The sequence below is a fragment of the uncultured Chitinophaga sp. genome, assembly GCF_937874145.1.
In the GTDB taxonomy this organism is placed as follows: domain Bacteria; phylum Bacteroidota; class Bacteroidia; order Chitinophagales; family Chitinophagaceae; genus Chitinophaga.
Map to the genome: position 1 here is coordinate 19,558 of NZ_CALNBI010000432.1, position 20,645 is coordinate 40,202.

Annotated in this window: 12 protein-coding genes; 1 reads left to right on the top strand and 11 read right to left on the bottom strand. The window is 54.7% G+C overall.

The annotated features are described in order from the left end of the window. Positions 1-4: 4 nt before the first annotated feature. From Q0510_RS20585 to Q0510_RS20635, 11 genes are all read right to left on the bottom strand, one after another. Positions 5-754 carry a hypothetical protein gene (locus Q0510_RS20585; protein ID WP_298715846.1) on the bottom strand — a complete coding sequence of 250 codons (750 nt, stop codon included), beginning with the start codon at positions 752-754 and terminating at the stop codon, positions 5-7. Further along, positions 751-2,223, bottom strand: a complete 1,473-nt coding sequence (locus Q0510_RS20590; protein WP_298715848.1) for a RagB/SusD family nutrient uptake outer membrane protein — start codon at positions 2,221-2,223, stop codon at positions 751-753. Before Q0510_RS20590 ends, Q0510_RS20585 begins: the two co-directional genes overlap by 4 nt. Positions 2,224-2,235: 12 nt before the next feature. Then, positions 2,236-5,628: a SusC/RagA family TonB-linked outer membrane protein gene (locus Q0510_RS20595; protein ID WP_298715850.1), complete on the bottom strand. Its 3,393-nt coding sequence runs from the start codon at positions 5,626-5,628 to the stop codon at positions 2,236-2,238. A gap of 229 nt (positions 5,629-5,857) precedes the next feature. Continuing rightward, positions 5,858-7,033: a FecR family protein gene (locus Q0510_RS20600; protein ID WP_298715852.1), complete on the bottom strand. Its 1,176-nt coding sequence runs from the start codon at positions 7,031-7,033 to the stop codon at positions 5,858-5,860. Positions 7,034-7,101: 68 nt separating this feature from the next. Continuing rightward, positions 7,102-7,686, bottom strand: a complete 585-nt coding sequence (locus Q0510_RS20605; protein WP_298715855.1) for a sigma-70 family RNA polymerase sigma factor — start codon at positions 7,684-7,686, stop codon at positions 7,102-7,104. A 140-nt stretch (positions 7,687-7,826) separates the two neighbouring features. Further along, positions 7,827-8,276 carry an SRPBCC family protein gene (locus Q0510_RS20610; RefSeq protein ID WP_298715857.1) on the bottom strand — a complete coding sequence of 150 codons (450 nt, stop codon included), beginning with the start codon at positions 8,274-8,276 and terminating at the stop codon, positions 7,827-7,829. A 230-nt stretch (positions 8,277-8,506) separates the two neighbouring features. Next, positions 8,507-11,173 carry a hypothetical protein gene (locus tag Q0510_RS20615; RefSeq protein ID WP_298715859.1) on the bottom strand — a complete coding sequence of 889 codons (2,667 nt, stop codon included), beginning with the start codon at positions 11,171-11,173 and terminating at the stop codon, positions 8,507-8,509. Positions 11,174-11,318: 145 nt separating this feature from the next. Further along, the gene (locus tag Q0510_RS20620; protein ID WP_298715861.1) at positions 11,319-12,758 is read right to left on the bottom strand and encodes a RagB/SusD family nutrient uptake outer membrane protein; all 1,440 of its coding nucleotides are present in this window, start codon (positions 12,756-12,758) and stop codon (positions 11,319-11,321) included. An 11-nt stretch (positions 12,759-12,769) separates the two neighbouring features. Continuing rightward, complete coding sequence (locus tag Q0510_RS20625; protein ID WP_298715863.1) at positions 12,770-15,880, bottom strand: SusC/RagA family TonB-linked outer membrane protein; 3,111 nt, start codon at positions 15,878-15,880, stop codon at positions 12,770-12,772. Between the two features lie 522 nt (positions 15,881-16,402). After that, complete coding sequence (locus tag Q0510_RS20630) at positions 16,403-17,647, bottom strand: hypothetical protein (protein WP_298715865.1); 1,245 nt, start codon at positions 17,645-17,647, stop codon at positions 16,403-16,405. After that, on the bottom strand, positions 17,625-20,015 hold the full coding sequence (locus tag Q0510_RS20635) for a DUF2339 domain-containing protein (protein ID WP_298715867.1): 2,391 nt from the start codon (positions 20,013-20,015) through the stop codon (positions 17,625-17,627). Before Q0510_RS20635 ends, Q0510_RS20630 begins: the two co-directional genes overlap by 23 nt. Positions 20,016-20,154: 139 nt before the next feature. Here Q0510_RS20635 and Q0510_RS20640 point away from each other — a divergent pair. Further along, a partial coding sequence (locus Q0510_RS20640; protein WP_298715869.1) for a GNAT family N-acetyltransferase occupies positions 20,155-20,645 on the top strand: 491 nt, incomplete at its 3' end.

Genomic DNA, 20,645 nt, shown 5'->3' on the forward strand with positions numbered 1-20,645 from the left:
TTTATTATCTGTAGAAGAACGTGCCTGCACGTAACGGCACTGCGGTTGTGCCGCCGCTCAGCAGGATAGTTGCATGATTTTGCAGGTAAGTATTGTTGAAATTAGGATATTCTCCCACTCCAGTTTGTACGCTCGCAACCAAAACTTCTCCCGTTTCCGCATCCCGGAATTCGAATTCGTAATCAGGAGCGGATGCATCGGCCGTGAACCGGAAGAATTCTGACAGGCTTCGAAAGGCTAATCCAGGGACCATTGGCGCTGATTCACCTTTCAGGTAAACATCCACTTTGGCAGTGCTGCTCATATTGGCGAAACGGAAATATGTTACGCTGTCGCGGGATGCGGGAACCGGCAGGATATCCTTCACCAGCAATCCGTTCACCGTATTCTTCTCCCCGGTAAAAAACAGGGAGTACATGCCTCCCGGTTGCAATTCCAGTTCGGAATGCCAGGCGGGCGGGTCGGCAGACAATGTATCCGGGTTTGCATATACGGACATGAAGCGTTCGTTATCCGGGAAAGTCAGTTGCCCGTTGCGCTGGTTATTTAACCGCATTGCAAAAGCATACACGATGGAATGCCCCGGCGCAAGGTTTACGTAGAAGGAGGTTCCATCTCCCATTGTATTGTACACCTGGACTACTGCCGGCGGGTTACGGTGAAGGGTATCTTTCCGGCAGGAAGACCAGCTGGCTGCGAGCAGGCCCAGGAATATGGCGAGCGCCGGTTTGGCGTATCGGGTGAATGATCTCATTGCACGTTGTGTTTAGGATTTTGAACCAGGTTGTTGTTCTTTGCGATTTCTGTGGCGGGGATCGGGTACAGTAACTGATGTTCTCCCTGCCATGGCTGCTTCCAGCGTAATTCGGAAAGAACGGCTTCCGCCATGCCGGTGCGCTTCAGGTCGAGCCAGCGGTGGCCCCATTCGCCGAAGAGCTCTAACTGCCGCTCCTCCCTGATCAGTGCCAGCACCTCGGCTTGCGGCAGGTTTTCATCCAGCTCGGGGGCGTCCGCCCGCTTGCGAAGCACATTGATATCTCGGATCGCATCCTGCAGTACGCCGCCCTGCATGCGGGCGATGGCCTCCGCGCGGATCAGATAGAGTTCCGCCAGGCGCATGACCACCAGGTATTCCTCCTGTGGCGCCATGAACACCGCGTTATGGTTTCCCGTCTTGTATTTATGCATGCCGAACAGCTGGTTCCCTAAGTCCGATATCCAGTGCTGCTTCCTTTTGTCCGCCGGGTCAAACAATGAGGCGGTCCCTTCGGTCAGGTAATATTGCGGAAGTTGTCCTGCTGCGCCGGCATTCATCAACATGCCGATAGCGGTCGCATTCTTCAGTTCCGGATCCTGGTTCGTCTGCATCAGTTCCAGGATCGTTTCGCGGCTGCCTTTGCGGAAAACGCGGTTGAGATCCTGCTCCAATCCAAACAAGGCGGTATTTCCTATCAGCGACGATGCATGCGCAACAGCCGCCGGGAAATCCTCCATATAAAGGCTCACCCTGGCCAGCAGCGCCTGCGCAAAACATTTATTCACACGCACACGCTCACCCGCGCCGGCTGAAAAATCGGCATCCAGGAGCGTAATGCTTTCCTGCAGGTCACGAATAATCTGCGCATTGACCTCCGCCACCGGTGTTCGCCGCATACGGGCAGCCTGGTAAACGTCTGTCGTCAACACGAGCGGCACATCTCCATAAAAATTGACGAGGTAGAAGTAAGCAAAAGCGCGCAGGGCCAGGGCTTCTCCCCGGAATTTACTCCTGGCGGGAGCGGTCAGCAAAGGCGCATCCGAAGCCGCGAGCCCTTCCAGGATGGCGTTGATATCGTAAACGGATTTGTAAGCGGTCAGCCAGAGCTTGTCCGAAACAGCGCTGTTGCGCTCATTGAGGCTGTTGGTGGCCAGGAAGGCAATCACTCCATTATTGGCGGAAGGAGAAGGTATCAATTCGTCGGACGACAACCCGCCGAGAAAGGCGGGTTGCCCCGACCCGAAATTTTCCATGGCGCCCACGATCATATTGCCGGGCGCCTGGCCGTTCACCAGTTTGCTGTAAATACCCGACAAGGCCCATTCGGCCTGTTTATCCGTTGTAAACACATCTCCGGTCGTGATTGTATCCACCGGCGGGTCTACCTGTATCCATTTTTTACATCCCGCTATCATGATACATGAAAACAGGCAGGTGATATATAGTATTTTTTTATAGTCAAACATAGACATCCTGTTTTAAAAAGTTAAGCTCAGGTTAGAACTGATCGTACGCGGGATCGGTGATGCATTGTTGATATCCTGGATAACCGGGTCCACACCGATGTAAGAAGTAAATGTGAATAGGTTCTGGGTTTGAACCGACACGGAAGCCCCCTTCAGCCTCAATCTCCGCAACAACTTGCCCGGCAGGCTGTACGCCAGGGCTACGTTGGTGAACTTGAGGTAGGATGCATTCGTGTATCCGCCATCCGACATCGCCATGAGTGTGCTATTGGGATTGGAGAAAGTTGTATAGCGGGCGTACTGCGCCTGGTCTCCCGGCTTCCTCCAGTGATGCTGTTCCACTTCTTTGGGGAGCATGCCGTTCCGCATCTGCCCCAACTCAAGCGTAGTAAAAGGATTCCTGGCTATCTGGCTGCGGTAGGCGAAACTTACATTCAGGCTCCAGCCGAGGTAACTGGTATTCATACCAAATCCGCCGTAGTACCTTGGCGAAAGGTCCTTTTCGATATACCGGTCGTCTTGTGCGTCTTGCGGAATCTTTCCCGAACCGGTGCGGGTGATCATGCCGTCTTTATTGCGGTCTTCGAAACTATAGTCGCCGGTAGCGGGATTTACGCCGGTATACCGCAGCAGGTACACGATCTGCAAAGGCTTCCCGATCATGTATTGCGATGCGTAGGCCGAATTTTCCAGCCCGGGATATTCCGCCAGGATGTTTCGGTTACGGGAGAAGTTGAACCAGAGGTTTACATTCCAGTCGTTGTTTCTCACCACACTTCCCTGCGCGGCAATTTCTACCCCGGAATTCTGAATTACGGCATCCCAGTTGCCCAGGATGGAACCGAAACCTGTGTATTCAGGCAGGGTGATGGAAGTCAGCTGCTTGCCGCTGCGGTCGCGGTAAAAAGAAGCTTCCACACTGATCCTGTCTTCCAGGAACCCGAGGAGCAGGGCCGCTTCGGTTTTTGAAGTGCTTCCCCATTGGAAATCCTGCACCGGGGCCCGGATCGAGTGAAAACCGGGGACGCCGTTATAGGGGTATAATTTCGTGCCGTTGGTGGAACTGGATCCGAAGAACGAGCCCCATCTCGATAAATATTCATAATCGCCGATTCCGTCGCTGCCCGTCAACCCGGCGCTGGCCCTCAGCTTAACGGTGCTGACGAATGCGGGGAGGGCACTTTTGAGCCAGGGTTCGGAAGAAGCGATCCAGGCCAGGCCTAAAGAGCCGAAGTTACCAAACTGGCGGCCCGGTCCGAAGCGGGAAGACCCGTCGCGGCGCGCATTCAGGTTGATCATGTATTTTTCATCCCAACGGAAACCGAGTATGCCGAACAAACCCATATATCGATACTGGCCCTGACCGTCATAAGTCATAGACATCTGAGCGTTGGTGACGCTGCGCAGTAATTCGTCGTTGGCATATCCCATCCCGATTTGCGTCAGGCTGTTCCCCCGTACTTCCTGCATGCTGCCGCCTGCCTGCACGTTCAGCATGCCCCTGGAAATCGGCGCCTGGTAGCTCAGCTGCGGCTCCAGCGTCCATTGGGAACTGTTGGAATTACCATAGTAGGCAATGGCGCCGGGAGCGTAAAAAGGGTCTTGCGAAGCGGCGGGCCCCATCATGATATTCTTATTCTGGTTGAAGGAATACCCGGCCGTAGTGGCGAAGCTGAGCCCGCGGATGATCTCGTAATTCACGGACAGGCTCGTCATCGCAACGTGCGACTTACTTTCACTGGGCTGCTTCAAAGATGAATGCGGGAAATTGCTCATCCATTCACCCCGCCAGGGAACAAAATTAAAATCGCCGTTGGGCAGGTAAATATCGGGCGCATTTGGCGGCAGGGCGGTGATATTGTTGATGGAAACCGCTTCCACATCCGTCATCGACAACCTGCTGACCGCATTGATCCGCAGTTTCTGGTTGGAACTGATATGATTGAGGTTTACATAAAAGGCAGATCGCTGATTCTTCCCTCCGTTGTTCATTAATTCCTTCTGATCATAGAAGTTGAAACCCACCGTGTACGAGGTATTCAGCAATCCCCCGCTCAGGCGCGCATCCACGTTCGTCTGGTTACCGGTCCCGATCAGCTCCCGTTGCCAATCCGTATAGGAGGTCGTATCCCATAACATCAGGTCGGGGGCATTGTAAATCGTAGGCGTAGTGCCGCTCAGCATATGTGCTTCCCGGCGCACGTCGAGGTATTGCTTCGTATTCATCAGCGGCAAGTAGCGGGGGATGGAAGTGGTTCCGCGGTTGATGCTCAGGTTGAAGCTGGTTTCTCCCTGTTTGTTTTTCCTGGTCGTGATGAGAATAACGCCGTTGGCGCCGCGCGAACCGTAGATAGCAGTGGCATCCGCGTCCTTCAGCACGTCTATGCTTTCGATATCCCTGGGATTGAGAAACAACAGCGGGTTCTCTCCGTTTGTGTTCGTTATCCCGGCTTGTACCGAGCCGTTGGACATCTCCCGTTTACGAAGCGGATGGATTTCAAGTGTGTTGAAGGGCACACCATCTATCACATACAGCGGTTCCACCAGCATCGTTCCGTTCAACACGGACCGCCCGCGGATTTCCATTTTCAACGGAGCGGCGGAATTACCGCTTGAAGGCGTGATCACCAGGCCGGGCACGCGCCCTTCCAGCGCCTGGTGTATATTCATGACGGGTTGTAACTCCAAATCTTTTCCCTTAACGGAAATTATATTCCCCGTTGTCAGCCTCCGGGACGTGATCCCGTATGGTTTGATCTGAATCTCGTCGAGCTGGGAAGAAGTTCGTGACATGCGAAGAATGGCATTCACCGCATTGGGCACGATGATTGCATCGCCGGCACGTGAGTTTTTCGCGGGAGAAACCAAAACCAGTTCATCGATATTTCCTTTTTTTACACGCAGGCGAAGGGGCTCATAGCCGATGGCGGACATTTGCAGTTCTTCATCATAATTCACTTCTATCCTGAAAACACCGTCGCCCCCTGTGGTGGTTCCCCGGTTAGTGCCTGCGATCCGTACGGTCACCCCGGGAATCGGTACGTTATCTTCGGCTACGATCTTCCCTGACACGGGTGTTCCCGTTTGCGCTTCCGGATAAACCGGTTGCGGGATTTTCCGGGAAAGGATGATTGTTTTATCCTGGATCACATACCCGACCGGCTGTTCTTTGAAAAGCAAATCCAGCAGTTCATGCAGCGGCATATCCCTGACATCGAACGAAACAGGCCGCGCACCGTTGAGCATATCCCGGTTGTAGAAGACCACATACCCCGTTTGCTGCTTGATGGCGGCGAAAACCGTGGTAAGTGATACATCTTTCCCGGAAAGCGTTACGGACTGTGCGGAACTGGAAGCATGTACGTGGATCAGCACCACGGTTAGCAGCAGCGCGGTTAATTTCATAACCCTGAAGATTTTGGTGATAACGGACCTTGACCCCGGCCCACGGTTAGCCGCAACCGGGAAAAACCCGGCAGCGCATGCATTTTTTTGCATACCTTTAAACTGTTTTTGTTGTTACAATTAGGATTCAGCTCCGTTTTGGACCAGCTAAAACATCTTGCCGGGAGTGGTTCCAACACTTCCGGTTTTTTTTTGCCGGCCCCTCATGTCTATTTAAAATTCTACATACTCAAGGTAATATTATCAATTTCCGTCCTTCCAGTTTATACTTTACACCGGATGTTTCCAGCGCCACCAATAACCCCTGCAGGCTGATGTTCCGCGTCATTTCACCGCCGAACGTGATATCCGGCACCGCTCCCGCGTACACGACCTCGATATCGTACCATCGTTCCAGTTGTTTCATCACTTCCTGCAAACGCGCTCCCTCGAAATTGAACAGTCCGTTTTTCCAGGCTATTGCCTTCGACAGGTCGGCTTTCATTACCTGTGGCCGTTCTCCCGGCTTGTCTACCGCTGCGAGCTCGCCTGGTTTAATGATAACACCGTTCACCCTTACGCGCCCCTGCAACAGGGTCGTCGTCACCAACGCTTCGTTGTCATAAGCGTTCACGTTGAACCGGGTCCCTAACACGGCGACTTCTGCCCGGTCCGCTATATTCAGCAAGAAGGGCGCGTCCGCATCCTGCGCTACTTCCATATACACTTCTCCTTTCACTTCTACTCTTCTTTCTTTCCCGTTGAACGCCGTCGGATACCGGATTGAGCTGCCCGCATTCAACCAAACACCCGTTCCGTCAGGAAGCGTGAGCTGGAACTGGCGGCCTTTTGGTGTGGTAAGACTATTGAATCGCACCTCAGCACTTCCTTCTTCCAGCGGGTCATACAACAACCGGCCTTCTTTCAAAATTGCCATGGACCCTTCCTCGGCGGCCAATCTTCCATCGCTGAGGCTATCCAGTACGAGGCGCGTGCCATCCCCTAAAGTCAGCACGGCGCCGTTGGCACCGGGCAGAATTTCCTGTCCGTCAGCATGCCGGACGATCTCCGTTTCCGCCGGGGGCTGATACCAGAGGTTATAATAAAGCATGGCCAGCACACCTGCGAGCATGGCTGCGACCGCTCCATACCGGAGCCATTGGCGTTTCAGCAAGGGAACACGCACCGGAGCCGTATGCACCATGGCGCTCCTGGCCGACATTATCCGTTGATAGAGCACTTCCCAGGCTGGTTCGGAGCGCCCGTCCTGTTGTGCATATTCATCGAGCAACTGGTTAACGTAATCCGCCGGCAAATCATTCTCGCCTGCAGCCGCCATCCGGTCCGTCAGTTCCCGGCGTTCCGCGTCAGTAGCTGTCTGTTCGGAGAAGCGGCTTAATAAATAAATTAAACGTTCCTGTTCCAATTGCGTAAGTATTCAATAAGTAAATGGGGAAAATGGCTGGATGTACTATGAAAATGGTAAAAAAAAATTCAATTCCCTGAAAAAGCCAGGAAAAACAGCACCGCGAGCTCGGTACCGTTAGTTTTGTCCCGCAGGACGTTAGTGGCGCCGGCGAGCAGGTTACGAACCGTATTGGGGGAGATTCCGAGCCGTTGCGCGGCTTCGTTGCGGCTCAGGCCTTCCATGCGGATAAGCCTGAAAACCTGCGCCTGTTGTGGGGTTAAATGTTGCAGCGAGTCCTGGATCAAGGCCAGGCGGGCTTCCATTCTGATCTTTTCATGTACGCCTTCATCACCCTCATCGCCATAAAATTCCAGGATGGCGCCTTCTTTCTTTTTCTGCATGGCCAATTGCCGGAAATAGGCAAACAGCACGTTCCGGAACACCTGGTAAAGATATCCCTTCGCCTGTTCCAGTTCCTGCAGGTATGCCCGTTTCTCCCAAATCCTGATAAAAGTTTCCTGCACAACTTCTTCCGCAACTTCCCGCGACCCCGAAAGCTTCAGGCCTGCGTTGTAAAAAGGCATACGGTACCGTTCGAACAATAACCGGAAGGCCTGTTCATCACCCGCTGCCACGCTGTTCAGCAAATCCTTGTCATCATATGGAAGCAACCCCGCCAATTACTGCAATAAATTTCGCCAAGAGACAAATATAATAATTAAAACAGACGGAAATCAGTAATGATGGAAGGCCTGCGGAAGATATGCCTAAAAAAAAGCGATCCAAACCGGACCGCTTTTCCTATTCTTTATCATGCATCCGGAATCTCCGGTTCCACGAGTCTGGCCAGTTTTTCCAGGGATTCCTGCCAGCCGAGGTAGCAAAATTCTACGGGAATGGCAGGCGGGATACCTTCCTGCGTAATGTTGATCTCGGTTCCGGCGATGGTTTTGCGCATGGAAATAGTGGTGATCATTTCGCCCGGGAGGTTTGGATCTTCGAACGTATCCGTATATTTTAACAGTTCACCGGGTTTGAATTCCAGGTATTTGCCGCCGAAAGCATGGCTGTTGCCGGTGGAGAAGTTCTGGAACGACATCCGGAAGGAGCCGCCCTGCCGGGCGTCCTGCTCGTGTACGGTGCAAACAAAACCGTAGGGCGGAAGCCAGGATGCAATGGCGGCGGATTCCGTGAAAGCGCGGAAAACCTTTTCCGGCGTCGTTTTTAGCATTCTGTGGAAAGAAACTGAATTGGCTGACATAAGATCTTTTTTTTGGGTCCTACTCATCTGGCTTTTCGGTTTCGCCCGTTTTTGAAGTGGTTGCTGCTCCACCGGTATCGATCGTTTGTTTTACAAAAGTGGTGGTAAAAACCGACATCCGGGGTGGCCGGATACGACAAATCCGGGGTAAAATGCGACCTGGCGCAAAAAAGCCCGGCGCTTCACAGCAACCGGGCCCTATTCTAACAAGTAATCAATTATCGCGTGGCTCAATCCACATCCTTGGCCCCGTAGGCCCTTCCCGGGCTCACGATATATTTCCCGGCGCCGGCGGTGAAATGCACCGTATTGTTGCCGGCCACCACGCCGGTATTGAAATGCAGCGTACCGCCTTCCTGGCGTATATTCCAGAAACCGGGCTTTAGTCCGGCCAATACCACCTGCCAGGATGCGCCGGCAGGCACTTCCACTGTAAAAGCAGCGTCCGCGTCCGCAGCATTTGCACTCATGCAGATTACGCGGTCGGCCACGGTCAGCTGGTACATCCCATTATGCTCGCGGAATTGCAGGGGCAAGGGTTTGGCATCGCCTTCCGCCATCTGGAACACGGTGAGGAATTTGTCCCGCGCCTGCGGCTCCGCCGGTGTTACCATCATGCGGAAAGCGCTGGCTTCCGGCTTGGTGGATTTCACTTCGAAGCGGGTGCCGAAGGTACTGTTGGCATCCGCACCGGCCAGCACTTCAAGCTTGCGCGCGCCGGCGGCAGGAAGGAGCATTTGCACGTGGGTTTTACCTTCCGCCCCGTTCAAAGCATTGCGTAATACCCAGGTATCACCCGAGGTTTGCGGCTGTTGCAGGGTATTGATCTGCCAGTATTTTTTGAAAGCAGGATCGGCGGTGGTCATATCGTCGGTGAGGATAATGATGGCCGGCACATCTTCCCGGAACAGATTCAAAAACATGAAACCGCGCGCGTATTGCGACATCTTGGAAGAATACGCCCCGGTCAGATCGGCTTTGAAATAACTGAAGGCGGGCTTTTCAGCCGAGGGGCCAAAAGCGCCCGACATCACCTTCCCGTTGTCGAACCAGGGGTCCGTGGTGGTTTCCGCCATCGACTGCGGGAAGCGCTGGTTGAAGCGGGTACCACCATCCTGGAGCTTTGTGCGGAAGCGCAGCTTCTCCTGCGGGTCAACGGCCAGCATCATGCTATGCGCGATCGATCTTTTATTGAAATTGAAATCGTAAGGCGTACCGTATGAAAGATATAACCCGATATCCCCCACCTGGATGCCGTGATGATAGATTTGCAGCGCACCCGCATCTGCATGCTGGTGGTTGGCGAAATGATAACCACCGCCTTTGATCTCGGCGATCACATCTTTGCTTTCCGGCTTATTGTTCCAGCCGGTACGTGCCACCACGCCGCCGAGCACTTTGCCGAAATCCTTCGTCAACGGCAGTTTCGTGAGATCATGATCCGCCGGCAAAGCGGGATCGTTTACCAGCAGGAACAACACGGGATTGTCAGGCAACCCGCCCTGCCGCTGGAACTCCGCTTTCAGCAAGGGATCGTTGGCATACGCGTAGCTGAGGAGCATGGCCATCGGTTGCTTCCAGTAGAGCGGGGTGTTGCTGCCGCCTTTTACGGAGAACATGTCGCCGTCGCGGAGCATGTACCCGTCGGGCAGGCGCATGTAAAGCCAATAGTACGGGAGGTGTTTGATGTTATCGTCGAAAACGGGATGGCCCGTCATCCGGTAAAACAGCCAAACGGCGTGCATTTCCCACATAAGACGGTAGGCTCCGTAGTCGACGCCCTGGTTATGCCGCGGCGATTCGTATTCGAATTTGCGCATAGGCGCCAGTTCTTCCAGCACGGTGTACGCCGTGTATTTGTATGGCAGCGGATCTTCGTCGTACATGGCGATGGCCATGGCCAGGAGGTCGCGGCTGATCTGGGCTTCGTTGCCATGGCCGTTGATGATGCTGTCCATAAACGGCGGCCACCCGATCTCCATGTCACGCGCCAGGCGGAGCATATGGAACCGGAGGTTTTTACGGTCGGGTTCGCCCAGCAGATCGTAACACCAGTCATACACCAGCGCCGCCACGTAAATGGAACGCCCGATTTCGCGGGTGATATCGCCGTAGGTGACGTTCCCGAATTCCAGCACCGACAAATAATCGGCCATGAGCTTCGACGCTTCGCGGCCAACGGTTTTGTCGCCGGTCATGAGATAATAGAATGCCTTTGTTTCCACGGCTTTCTCCACATCTTCCCGGTAAAAAATCTCTTCATTGGGATTGAAATCAAAACGGAAGGGAACGATAGCGGCAGCATGCACTTTATCCCAGACGGCTTTGTTCTCCCCTTGCATCAGGCGCGCCTTCACAACAGGCAGAGATTGCGGCGTCACCCAGATTCTGGGATGCCCCGCAGGCGGCGTGATCCCGGGCGTATAGCGTTGCGCCTTCTCCGGGATGGCCGGATCGTTGGCATTCTTCCATTCGATATATCCCAGGCGCACGCCTTCCGGCAACCAGATCTTCACCTGCTCTTCCTTCGCTTCCATATCGAACTTACCGCTTACCTGGTGGTTGCCATGATATGCGTCAAACAAAATTCGTTTGGTAGGACGGCGGCCGCCGATCTGTATTTTGACATGCGCGGCAGCAGCGGGCGTACCTTCCTTTTCGGGAACCGCCCAGGTCGATAATTCATACAACCCGGCGGCCGGTACTTTCACCGTGAAGGTGAGATCCGCCGGGCGGCCGGCTTTCGCATCTTTCTTCAGCCCCACCAGTTTCCCTTTACCATCCGCCGCATTCACCACCGCCACGGAGTTTCTGTTGAGCTTCGCGCGGCTGGCGGGCTGGCGGTTTACATACTTATCTCCCACCACCGCCGGGTAAGCCTGGGAGAAAACGGTCATTGAAACGAAGTTCAACAACACACAAATAACTACACCTGTTTTCAATTTCATATGCATTTTCTATTCCATCTCTCGTATGTTGATAAAAGCCGGATTCCCCGGAGCATTCGCCCCCGGGGAACCGGCACAAACTACAGTCCTGATACTAATACCCCAGGTTCTTTCTCATATTCGGATTGGCCGCCAGTTCCGCTTCCGGGATCGGCTGCAATCTTCTGAAATCCGTCGTTTTTACTTCCACGTAAGACGAATGCGCCTTCACGCCCATGTTGGGCCGGTTAAAGGTAGCATTCTGCCGGTAGAGATCGAACAGCCGCAGCCCTTCGAATGCCAGCTCCTTCCTCCGCTCCGTAATAGTGGCATCCACGAGGGCCTGGCCGGTAAGCGCGTAGCCCGCGAAAGATGCATCGCGGTTTTGCGCCACCATGTTCAGGTATTTCTGTCCCTCGGTATCGTTGCCCAGGCGGGCATGCGATTCGGCCAGGATGAGGAGCACCTCGGCATAGCGAAGCAGCTTCACTTCGTCGCGATCGGCGATGCCTGTGTTTTGATATTTATTCACGTAAAGCACATCCAGCCCGCCACGCTGGCCTGGTACGATCAGCCCGCGCCTCCGGTCGGTGGCGGCATAAAGATTATACAGCTCGTCGGTCACCAGCATATCGCCCACTGCAGCGCGGCTATAGATCGCGTCAAGCCCTTCCACGCCCAGGTTGGCGGTGGAGTTGTAATTCAGCTCGAAAATCGTTTCCAGCTTGTCTGTCCGCGCTACGTTGCCGCCCCAATAGGTATTGAATGCGGCTTCGGTTCCGGCAAGACTGTACCCTCCGTCTTTCTCCACGATCGCGGCCGCGTCCCTGGCTTTGGCCCATTCGCCCATATAGAGGTAAGCGCGGGCCTGGAGGGCTTTGGCGGCGTATTTGGAGAAGAAATTGGAGTTATTGGGATGGATCGTCATGCCCGTGGCCGGCATCAGTTCATACGCCTTTTCAAGATCGCTCACGATCTGGGCGTACACTTCACTCACTTTATTCCGCGCGGGTTTTATGAGCGCGCCGGTTTCGCTGGAAGGCAGCGTTACCACGGGTACGCCATCCGCTTCGGGATTCTCCGCATATGGTTTCGCGAAGTAATTCACGAGGTAGAAGTAACAGATGGCGCGCAGCGCATGTGCTTCGCCGGCCATCTGGTTAACGTTATTGCTGGCGGTCAGCTGCGAACTGATGACGCGGTTGGCCTGCTGGATGGCGATATAGGCATTCGCCCAGATGCCCGCGGCCTCGGCGGAAGAACCCACGAAAGTATAGTTGTTCATGGGAACGAGCCGGTTGGAATTGGAGATGGACAGGTAAACGTTATCCGCCAGCAGATCGCCGAACAGCGGCACGTTGCGCCCGAAAAGCAAAGTTGGCGTCATGGCGCGGTAGGCGCCGTTCATCGCTTCCAGCATGTTGCCTTCCGTCAGGATCGCACTGCCTACCGAAACGCTGAGGGAAGGTTCTTCGTCGAGAAAGCTCTTGCCACAGGAAGCCGCCGTCATCGTCATGGCAGCCAGTATCGCTATATATGCATTTCTTTTCTTCATGTGTCAGTTTTTTAAAGTCCCACGTTAATGCCGAAGGTGAATGTTTTGTACTGGAACATATCCTGCGTGTCCAGGCCGCTATACCCTACTTCCGGGTCGAAAGGCAGGCGCTTGTCGAACGTCCAGGTGGCGAGGTTGGTTGCGCGTGCATACACCTGCAGTTTGGACACCCCGATCCGTTTGATCGCCGCGAGATTGTTGAAGTCGTATCCCACCTGCACGTTTTTCAGGCGGATGTGATCGCCCTTATACAGCCTGTAGGTGCTGGGCGTGATATCCTGCCCCTGGGTGTATTTCGGCACATCGGTAACCTGACCGGGCGTTGTCCAGCGGTTGTCGTAGATATACTGGTACTTGTTGTTGGTGTAATAATTACCTACGGTGAAGTACACGTCGGAAGCAGAAAGCACCGAATACCCGAGCGCATAGTTGAAGTCTACGCCCAGCGAAATATTCTTATACGTGAACATGTTAAAGAAACCGCCCGTGGCCCTGGGAATGGAATAGCGGTCCAGCGGGAACATTTTCGCTTCGCCGGATTTATCCGTTTTGGCGGAATGCGTTCCATCAGTATAATATAAAATCGCACCGGTTTGCGGATCTACGCCCGCGAATTCGCGCATGTAGAACTGGTTGAAGCTATGTCCTTCCTTCAGGTAGAAGTTGCCGTTCTGCTCCGCCGTGTTGGGCGGCAGCTTGGTGATTTCGTTCCGGTTGAAGGCAGCGTTGATGTTGCTGTTCCAGTTGAAATCCTTCACCCGAACCAGGTCGCCGCGCAGCATGAACTCCCAGCCTTTGTTCGCCATCGCGCCGATGTTCTGCTTCACGCTGGTGAAACCCGTCACGCGGGACGCGGGCATGTCCTGGATCAGGCCGTTGATGTTGTTATAGTAATAGTCGACAGACAGCATAAAACGGTTCTTCGCAAATCCGAAATCAGCACCTACGTCGAATTTGTTCGACGTTTCCCAGGTGAGGTCCAGGTTGCCGAGGGCGCTGAACGATTGCCCGATCACGCCGGCATAGGCGAATCCCGCGCCATAAGTTACCTGGGGCAGCCATTGGTAGTTGCCAAGGCTCGCGTTGCCGGTGGTGCCGTAGGAAGAACGGAGCTTCAGGGCCGACAGTACTTTTTGTTTCGCAAAGAACTGCTCTTCGTGCACGTTCCAGGTGCCGCCTACCGACCAGAAGTTCGCGTACCGCTGGTTGGATGCAAAGCGGGAGGAACCATCGCGGCGGAGCGAAGCGTTCATCACATATTTATTCCGGTAGTTCACGCTGGCATTGCCGTAAGTGGAAACGAACGCGAAGTTGTTATAGTCCGCGTAAGCCGTATTCGCCGTACCGGCGTTCCCCAGGGCGGTGAGGCCTTCGTGGGCAGCAGGAAACCCGTAGCCGTCGGCCACCATGCGGTACTCACGGGAGCGCTGGGCTTCATAACCCACGGATGCTGTCACGTAGAAGTCGTTGGCCGGATCGATATCGAAGCGGTAATCGAGCTGGTTGCGGGTGAGCCAGTTGAAGATGCGGATATAAGCGTTGCGGGAGCGGCCTTTCAGGTTCGCGCCGTCGCCCATGATGGCATTGAGGAACTGGGTTTCTTCGTACGTATTATAGTCGGTGCTGACGTAAGTGGTGAAGTAAAGTTTATCCCATATGTTGTAACGGAGTTTCGCGTTGCCGAGGAGTTTCAGCAAAGACAACTGCTTTTTGTCGTTCTCGGACGTCCACAGCGGGTTGTATGGTGTGGAGAAGTTGATATCCCCGGTGGTTTTGGTGTTGATGGAACCGTCGTCGTTATACGCCAGCTGGAAAGGCCGGAGGGCGCGCGCGGCCCAAATGGGGTTGGCGGCGGTACGGTCGGTGCTGGGTGTGTTCTGCCCTACGTTGGAAGCGTTGAGGCCGATGGATAACTGGAGGCGCTTGCTGATCTGGTGATCCAGGTTCAGAAGGCCGGAAATCCGTTTCATATCCGAGCCGATGGTAGTGGCTTCCTGGTTGAAGTAGCCTGCGGAAGCGAAGAATTTCGTTTTCTCGTTCCCTCCGTTGAGGCTCACGTTATATTGTTGCTGTTTGCCGGTGCGGGTTACCAGGTCGTACCAATCGTTGCTTTTGCCGCTGTTGAGGCCGAAACGCTCCGCCGTAGCTTCGATCTGGTCGGGCGTGTTGCCGGCGTTGGCCAGGGCTTCGCGGAAAAGTTCCGCATAGTGTTCCGGGCTGAGGGGCCGGCCTGCGTAAGGCAAAGGTATCTCGCTGGACATGCCGCTTTCCGCATCCACCCGGATCTGTGTTTTACCGGATTTACCGCGTTTGGTAGTAATGAGGATAACGCCTGCCGCCCCCCTCGAACCGTATACCGCCGTCGCCGCCGCGTCTTTCAGCACGTCGATCCGCTCGATGTCGTTCTGGTTGAGGCCTGCGAGGGCGTTGGAAGTGGTGGAATAGGGAGAAAGCTGGCCGGTGTTGACGATCATGCCGTCGATCACGATCAGCGGGTTGTTATTGAGCTGCAGTGAGCTGGCGCCGCGGATGCGGATATCGATGTTGGCGCCGGGCTGGCCGCTGGTAACGGGAGCTGTGAGGCCCGCCACCTGGCCCTGCAGGGATTGCGCGAAGCTGGCGAAAGGTTTGTTCTCGAGAGTGATGCCGCTTACCGTGTTGATGGAACCGGTAGATGTGGCCGGCGTGAAGTTGCGGTAACCATCTGTAATTACCACTTCGCCGAGCGTACGGATGTCTTTTTCGAGTTGGATGTTGATGACGGATTGGCTGGCGGGCACCTGCCGGGTAACGTATCCGACCATTTTAAAGGTAAGGGACGCTCCTTCCGGTACGTCTTTGATGGAATAAAACCCGTTTCCGTCGGTGATCACGGCTTTGCTGGTGCCTGTGATGGCCACTACTACGCCCGGCATGGGGGCGCCTTCGTCGTCGGTAACGTTACCGGTCACGTTGATGGCAACAAAGCGTGAGGCGGATACCTCAACAGGCCATCCATAGGCAGCGGCAGGTAAAATACCGGCGCTCATCACCGCCAGGCAAAGGGCGGCAGCTTTAACGGCTGCCGATTTGCGGACAGTGGCCAGACGTGCATTTTTCCCGATATGAATTGTACGATCCATACTTCAGTGAAATAGAAGATTAGTTAATAGAATTATTACTGTTGTACTCCTTTGAAAAAATCCCCTGCATACATACGGAGAAATATGTAGCCGCTATCTTAACATGTCTGATGATGCCATAGGCAATATTTCGTGCAACCCCTCCATTCGCCCGGTATGGGAAAAGCGTAGCCTGTCCGGCCCCAAAGCCGGCACAAATAACAATCGCTGAAAATTTTTGAATAGATGCGTACTCCGTCTCTCCCCGACGCCTCCTGGTGGAATTTGCTTTCTTTTTGGTTGAATAACTATGTAAACAAATATATAGCTTTTATGTAAACATAATACCCTTTACAGCTATTTCTTCAAAAAAATATTTCCGGGGTTGTAAGATATTGTATTTCAATTGCACACAAGATGGAAACGGAAATATTGTATACAATTATGCTACTATCCAGTAAACACAGTTGACGAAAAACCGCGCATAAAAAAACCTCCGGCCATGGTCCAATCCATCACCGGAGGGCTTTTCTATACCTGTAATCAATCTCTATTCTTCTTCATCTCCCGCACCATGCTGCGCACCACAAACCCCAGGAGCCCCACCACCAACACGATCCCCAACCACACCCACCGCTTCGAGGTGAAAAAGGTCTTGCTTTCTCCACCTGCCTCATCTTTCTGCAATACCACCGGATCTCCCGGCGCCAACACCTCCCCCGCCAGCCTGCGGTACTTCGTCGCGAAATACGCCGCATCGTATACCGGCGCCCGTTGCCCCAGAGCCCCGCCGCGCAGGGCGTAGCGCCCCGGCTCCAACTGCGCGGTCATCCCCCACTCATCCTGCCACAATTCCGCATCGCCGGGCACCAGCGGCGGGTTATCGCCGTTTTCGACCTGCACCACCAGGCTGTCGCACGCTTCCGCTTCCCGCAGCGGGAACCGGTTGACCGAATCTTCAGAACTTACGCTGCCGAACGCCAGCTGCCTTTCCCGCCCGTTCTCTATGGCAAATAAAACCGCATCCCGGCGGTACATCTGCGGCTGCAGGAATTGCAGGCGCAGCTCCGACAGCGGGTAAGCAGCCGGCAATACGACCAGGAAGCGGTCGGTACGACGATCTTTTCCTTTCAACAACTGCATCGGCACACCGCCAATCCGGCGGATCACTTCGCGGCGGTCCGCATCCCTGCGGAAACCCACGCAATTGAAAAGTATTGGTGCGCTGGCGCTGTCGTTGATCACCAGCCGGAAATACCGGAAACCGGACACCGGCAGCGTAATCGTTTCTTCGATGATGGTATCTTTCCCTTTCACGGGCACCGCCGCCGCGGGGTCCAGCTGGAAGGGCGGGCGCAGCGCATACCACAGCTGCCTGTCATTGCTGCCCGTAAGCACCACGTTCTTTTTCACGGCCGTATTGGCGTACCGCAGCCCGAATTCCCGGATAGCCTGCTGCGGCTTCGGCTCGAATACGATCACCGTTTCCTTGCCGGGAACGAATACCAGTTCCGGCGTGGCATAGGCTATGAAGTCGCCTTCCGACAGCCATTCGTAATTCCGCTCGATGAAATAAGGGATCTCCGCGGAATCCCGGAAGATCCGGATATCCCATTCGCCGTTGCGCCAGGCTTTGGCGCTGAGCGCGGGCGTTACCGGGATACGGTAAAATCCGGCGGACCGCACCTCCGGCAACGGCGCTTCCCACTCAAATTCAGGGCGCTCCTGCGCGGAGGTTCCCATCACGGCCAGTAATATGCTGATGCTAATCAGGCAGCTTTTCTTCATTTTGCTCAGGTAGATCATCCGTGAGAATAATTTTCTTTAACCGTTGATACATGAAAGATATCAGCAATAATAATATACCCAGCGAAATAAATGCCGCAATCTTCCCGCCTTCACCCAATCCCCTCAAATCGAACAGGAACAGCTTCAGCAAGGTAACGGCGAATACCGCGATGGCCACGATCCGCAGGTCGCGCGACTTCATCCGCAGCCCCATAAACATCAGCCCAAATGCGAACAGGCCCCACAATAATGCATACCCGGTACGGTGAACGGTGCTTAACGTTTCTTCCGCCGCCACCGGTGCGCGCAGCATCACGGCGATATGCGACAGCTCCGCGCTGAGCACGAACAGCGTAAGGAATGGCAGGAACCAGTTCAAAAGCATATGTATGGATTCCTGCTTCAAACCTAAAACCGCCTTGCGGAATTCCACCATCAGCCAAACCAGCAAACCGATCTGCACGTAATGCAGCAGGAAGCCCCAGCGCGGCATGTCTCCCAACAACACCAGCGTTCTCACCTTCACCACGGCCAGGTTATAATACACGAGATAAGCGACGCCCGCCAGGAAAGCCAATACAGCCAACACCCCGGCGCCTTTATCCTGCCGGCGGTTGGCCACCGCTATCAGCGCAGCCAGGTACCCGAAGTTGAAAATCCCTGTAGCCACGGGCGTCAACGCCGGGCGCGTAGTATTCACCTGCTCCACGATCTCCAGCATCACCACAATATACAGCACCAGCACAAACACCACCTGCAGGCAGCGCACCATCATCCCGGATGTAACGCCCGGAAAAAACGGCGATTCCGTTGCCTGTTGCCGCACCTGCCGCAATAACAGATGAATGGCCGCCACCGCAACGATCCCCGTCACGAAGGCTTTATTGATGACCGGCGATAACCCGCCGGCAAAATATAATTGCCGCCAGTCCATCGCCAGGCTGATCAACATCAGCACCAGCACGGCCATCGACGCGTATTTCATCTGCACGATCCCCGACTTCCCGTACAACCAGAAAATCAGCACAGCTTCCGCCGCCCAGAACAGCGTGATGTAATTCCCTTCCAGCTGCACGGGAGCGGCCAGGCTCATGAAAGTGAGCACCAGCCCGATCAGCAGGTACACCAGCGTACGGTCGGCGCGGCGGTTGCGGAACAGTAACCACGCAAATACGCAGTTGAACACCGCCATGAGCGCGGTGAACAATCCCTGCCAGTTGTTCCAGCCGAGTTTATCCAGGAGCACCATGCCTACGCCGTAGAAGAAAAAGGTGTTACTGAGGAGGATACCGATTTCCAACCCGCCGAAACGCATGCCATTGCGCACATTATTGACCACGTTCATGAGGAAGAACACGAAATAATGCAGCATCGCAAAAAGGAATACCGTAGCTACATCCGGCAATTTGATGTATTCGCTTCCCAACGCGCCGGAAAACATCCATCCGAGGAAAATCAACAATGTAATGCCGTAGCAGATGATGTTGACGATACTCCACTTCTTGAAATACGCCAGCACGAGCATGCCGGTGTTCAGGATCAGCACCCAGGAGAAGAAAACCGGCAGGTTGCCCTGGCCAGTGGTAACCATAAACGGCGCGCCGAACCCGCCAAGGATAGCCAGCACGGCCAATTCGCGGCGGTCGTAGCTGACAGACAAAAACACGGTAAACGCCGTGATGAGCACCGCCAGCAGGAACGCCGCCGTTTGCCCGACCAGTTGATATTGATGGAATGCGATGGACACGGTGAAATACAGCACGGCCACGCCGCCGCCTACCAGCACGGAGCTGAAAGCCGCAAAGGATTTGCGCATGCGGTGCGCCAGGGCGATGAGCGCCGCACCGCAAAGGAATCCGATGAAAGTGCGGCCGATTTCGTTGATCCAGTTTTTATCGATGGCGAACTTGAGGAAGAAGCCGATACCGATCACGAGGATGGCGATACCGATTTTGTTGAACAGGTTTTCGCCGATGAATTTTTCGAGATCGGGATTTTTATCCATGAATTTTTCCAGGAAGGAAGGCTGCGGCTCCTCCGGGATATACCTTTCTTCCTGGCGCGCTTCGGCCGCCTGGAAAGCCTCCTGCATGGCAGCTCTGGTTTCCGCCGGCTCCGGTACCGGAGAAAGGGGTTCCGGTATCGGCGGGGCAGGCTCCGGAGGAACGGGGGAACGTGCCCCTGATTCCAGGGAGATCTTCGGAGAAAACTGGGCTTGCGGTGCCGGAGGGGTCGCCTTCTCTTCCGCCTCCTGCCGCATTTGCTCCAGCCGCAGGGAAATATCTTTTAGTTTCGCATCAACTTTACCCTGGTTCGACCATATCATTACCAGGATCACGATCAACAGCACAAAGATGAGTGTCAGCATAGGACATTGGGATTATTCCGGTAAATATAAACATTTGTCCATATCCCCTGCCACGCAATCCTGCCGGTTCAAATGCAACTGAAAATCAGCCTGAATTCCCACCGCCACAGGGCATCCGAAAATTGAGTAAGTTTATGGCATGAAACGAGCCACCCGTGCCGACAAAGCCCTCGTCACCGCCATCCTCACCCAGTCATTCGCGCACAACCGCAGTGTGCTGGCCGCGGTGCGCAGGAAAGGCGATACGCAAAAGCATATCCGCGGGCTGATGGAATACGCTTTCGAACTGTGCATCCGGTATGGCGATGTGTTGCTGTCCGACGACCGGCAGGGTTGCGCGCTGCTGCTTTACCCGGACCGCAAACCCGAAAACTTATACACCCGCTGGCTGGATCTCAGGCTGGTCTGGCAGTCCATCGGGTGGAAGAACCTCGCGAAAGTGAAAGCCCGGCGGCAACTGGTGCAGGCCGTACGCCCGGAGGTGCCCATGGCGTATCTCTGGTTCATCGGCGTGCAGCCGGACCGGCGGCGCGGCGGCACCGGCGGGAAACTGCTGCAGGAAGTAAAGCATATCGCGGAAAAGATGCAGCGCCCCGTCTACCTCGAAACATCCGCTCCCGAAAATGTGCA

Excerpts from the sequence above, each read along its gene's own strand:
- Q0510_RS20590 (WP_298715848.1), bottom strand. The coding sequence starts at position 2,223 with ATGTTTGACTATAAAAAAATACTATATATCACCTGCCTGTTTTCATGT.
- Q0510_RS20630 (WP_298715865.1), bottom strand. The coding sequence starts at position 17,647 with ATGAAGAAAAGCTGCCTGATTAGCATCAGCATATTACTGGCCGTGATG.
- Q0510_RS20585 (WP_298715846.1), bottom strand. The coding sequence starts at position 754 with ATGAGATCATTCACCCGATACGCCAAACCGGCGCTCGCCATATTCCTG.
- Q0510_RS20610 (WP_298715857.1), bottom strand. The coding sequence starts at position 8,276 with ATGTCAGCCAATTCAGTTTCTTTCCACAGAATGCTAAAAACGACGCCG.
- Q0510_RS20635 (WP_298715867.1), bottom strand. The coding sequence starts at position 20,015 with ATGCTGACACTCATCTTTGTGCTGTTGATCGTGATCCTGGTAATGATA.
- Q0510_RS20595 (WP_298715850.1), bottom strand. The coding sequence starts at position 5,628 with ATGAAATTAACCGCGCTGCTGCTAACCGTGGTGCTGATCCACGTACAT.
- Q0510_RS20620 (WP_298715861.1), bottom strand. The coding sequence starts at position 12,758 with ATGAAGAAAAGAAATGCATATATAGCGATACTGGCTGCCATGACGATG.
- Q0510_RS20615 (WP_298715859.1), bottom strand. The coding sequence starts at position 11,173 with ATGACCGTTTTCTCCCAGGCTTACCCGGCGGTGGTGGGAGATAAGTAT.
- Q0510_RS20625 (WP_298715863.1), bottom strand. The coding sequence starts at position 15,880 with ATGGATCGTACAATTCATATCGGGAAAAATGCACGTCTGGCCACTGTC.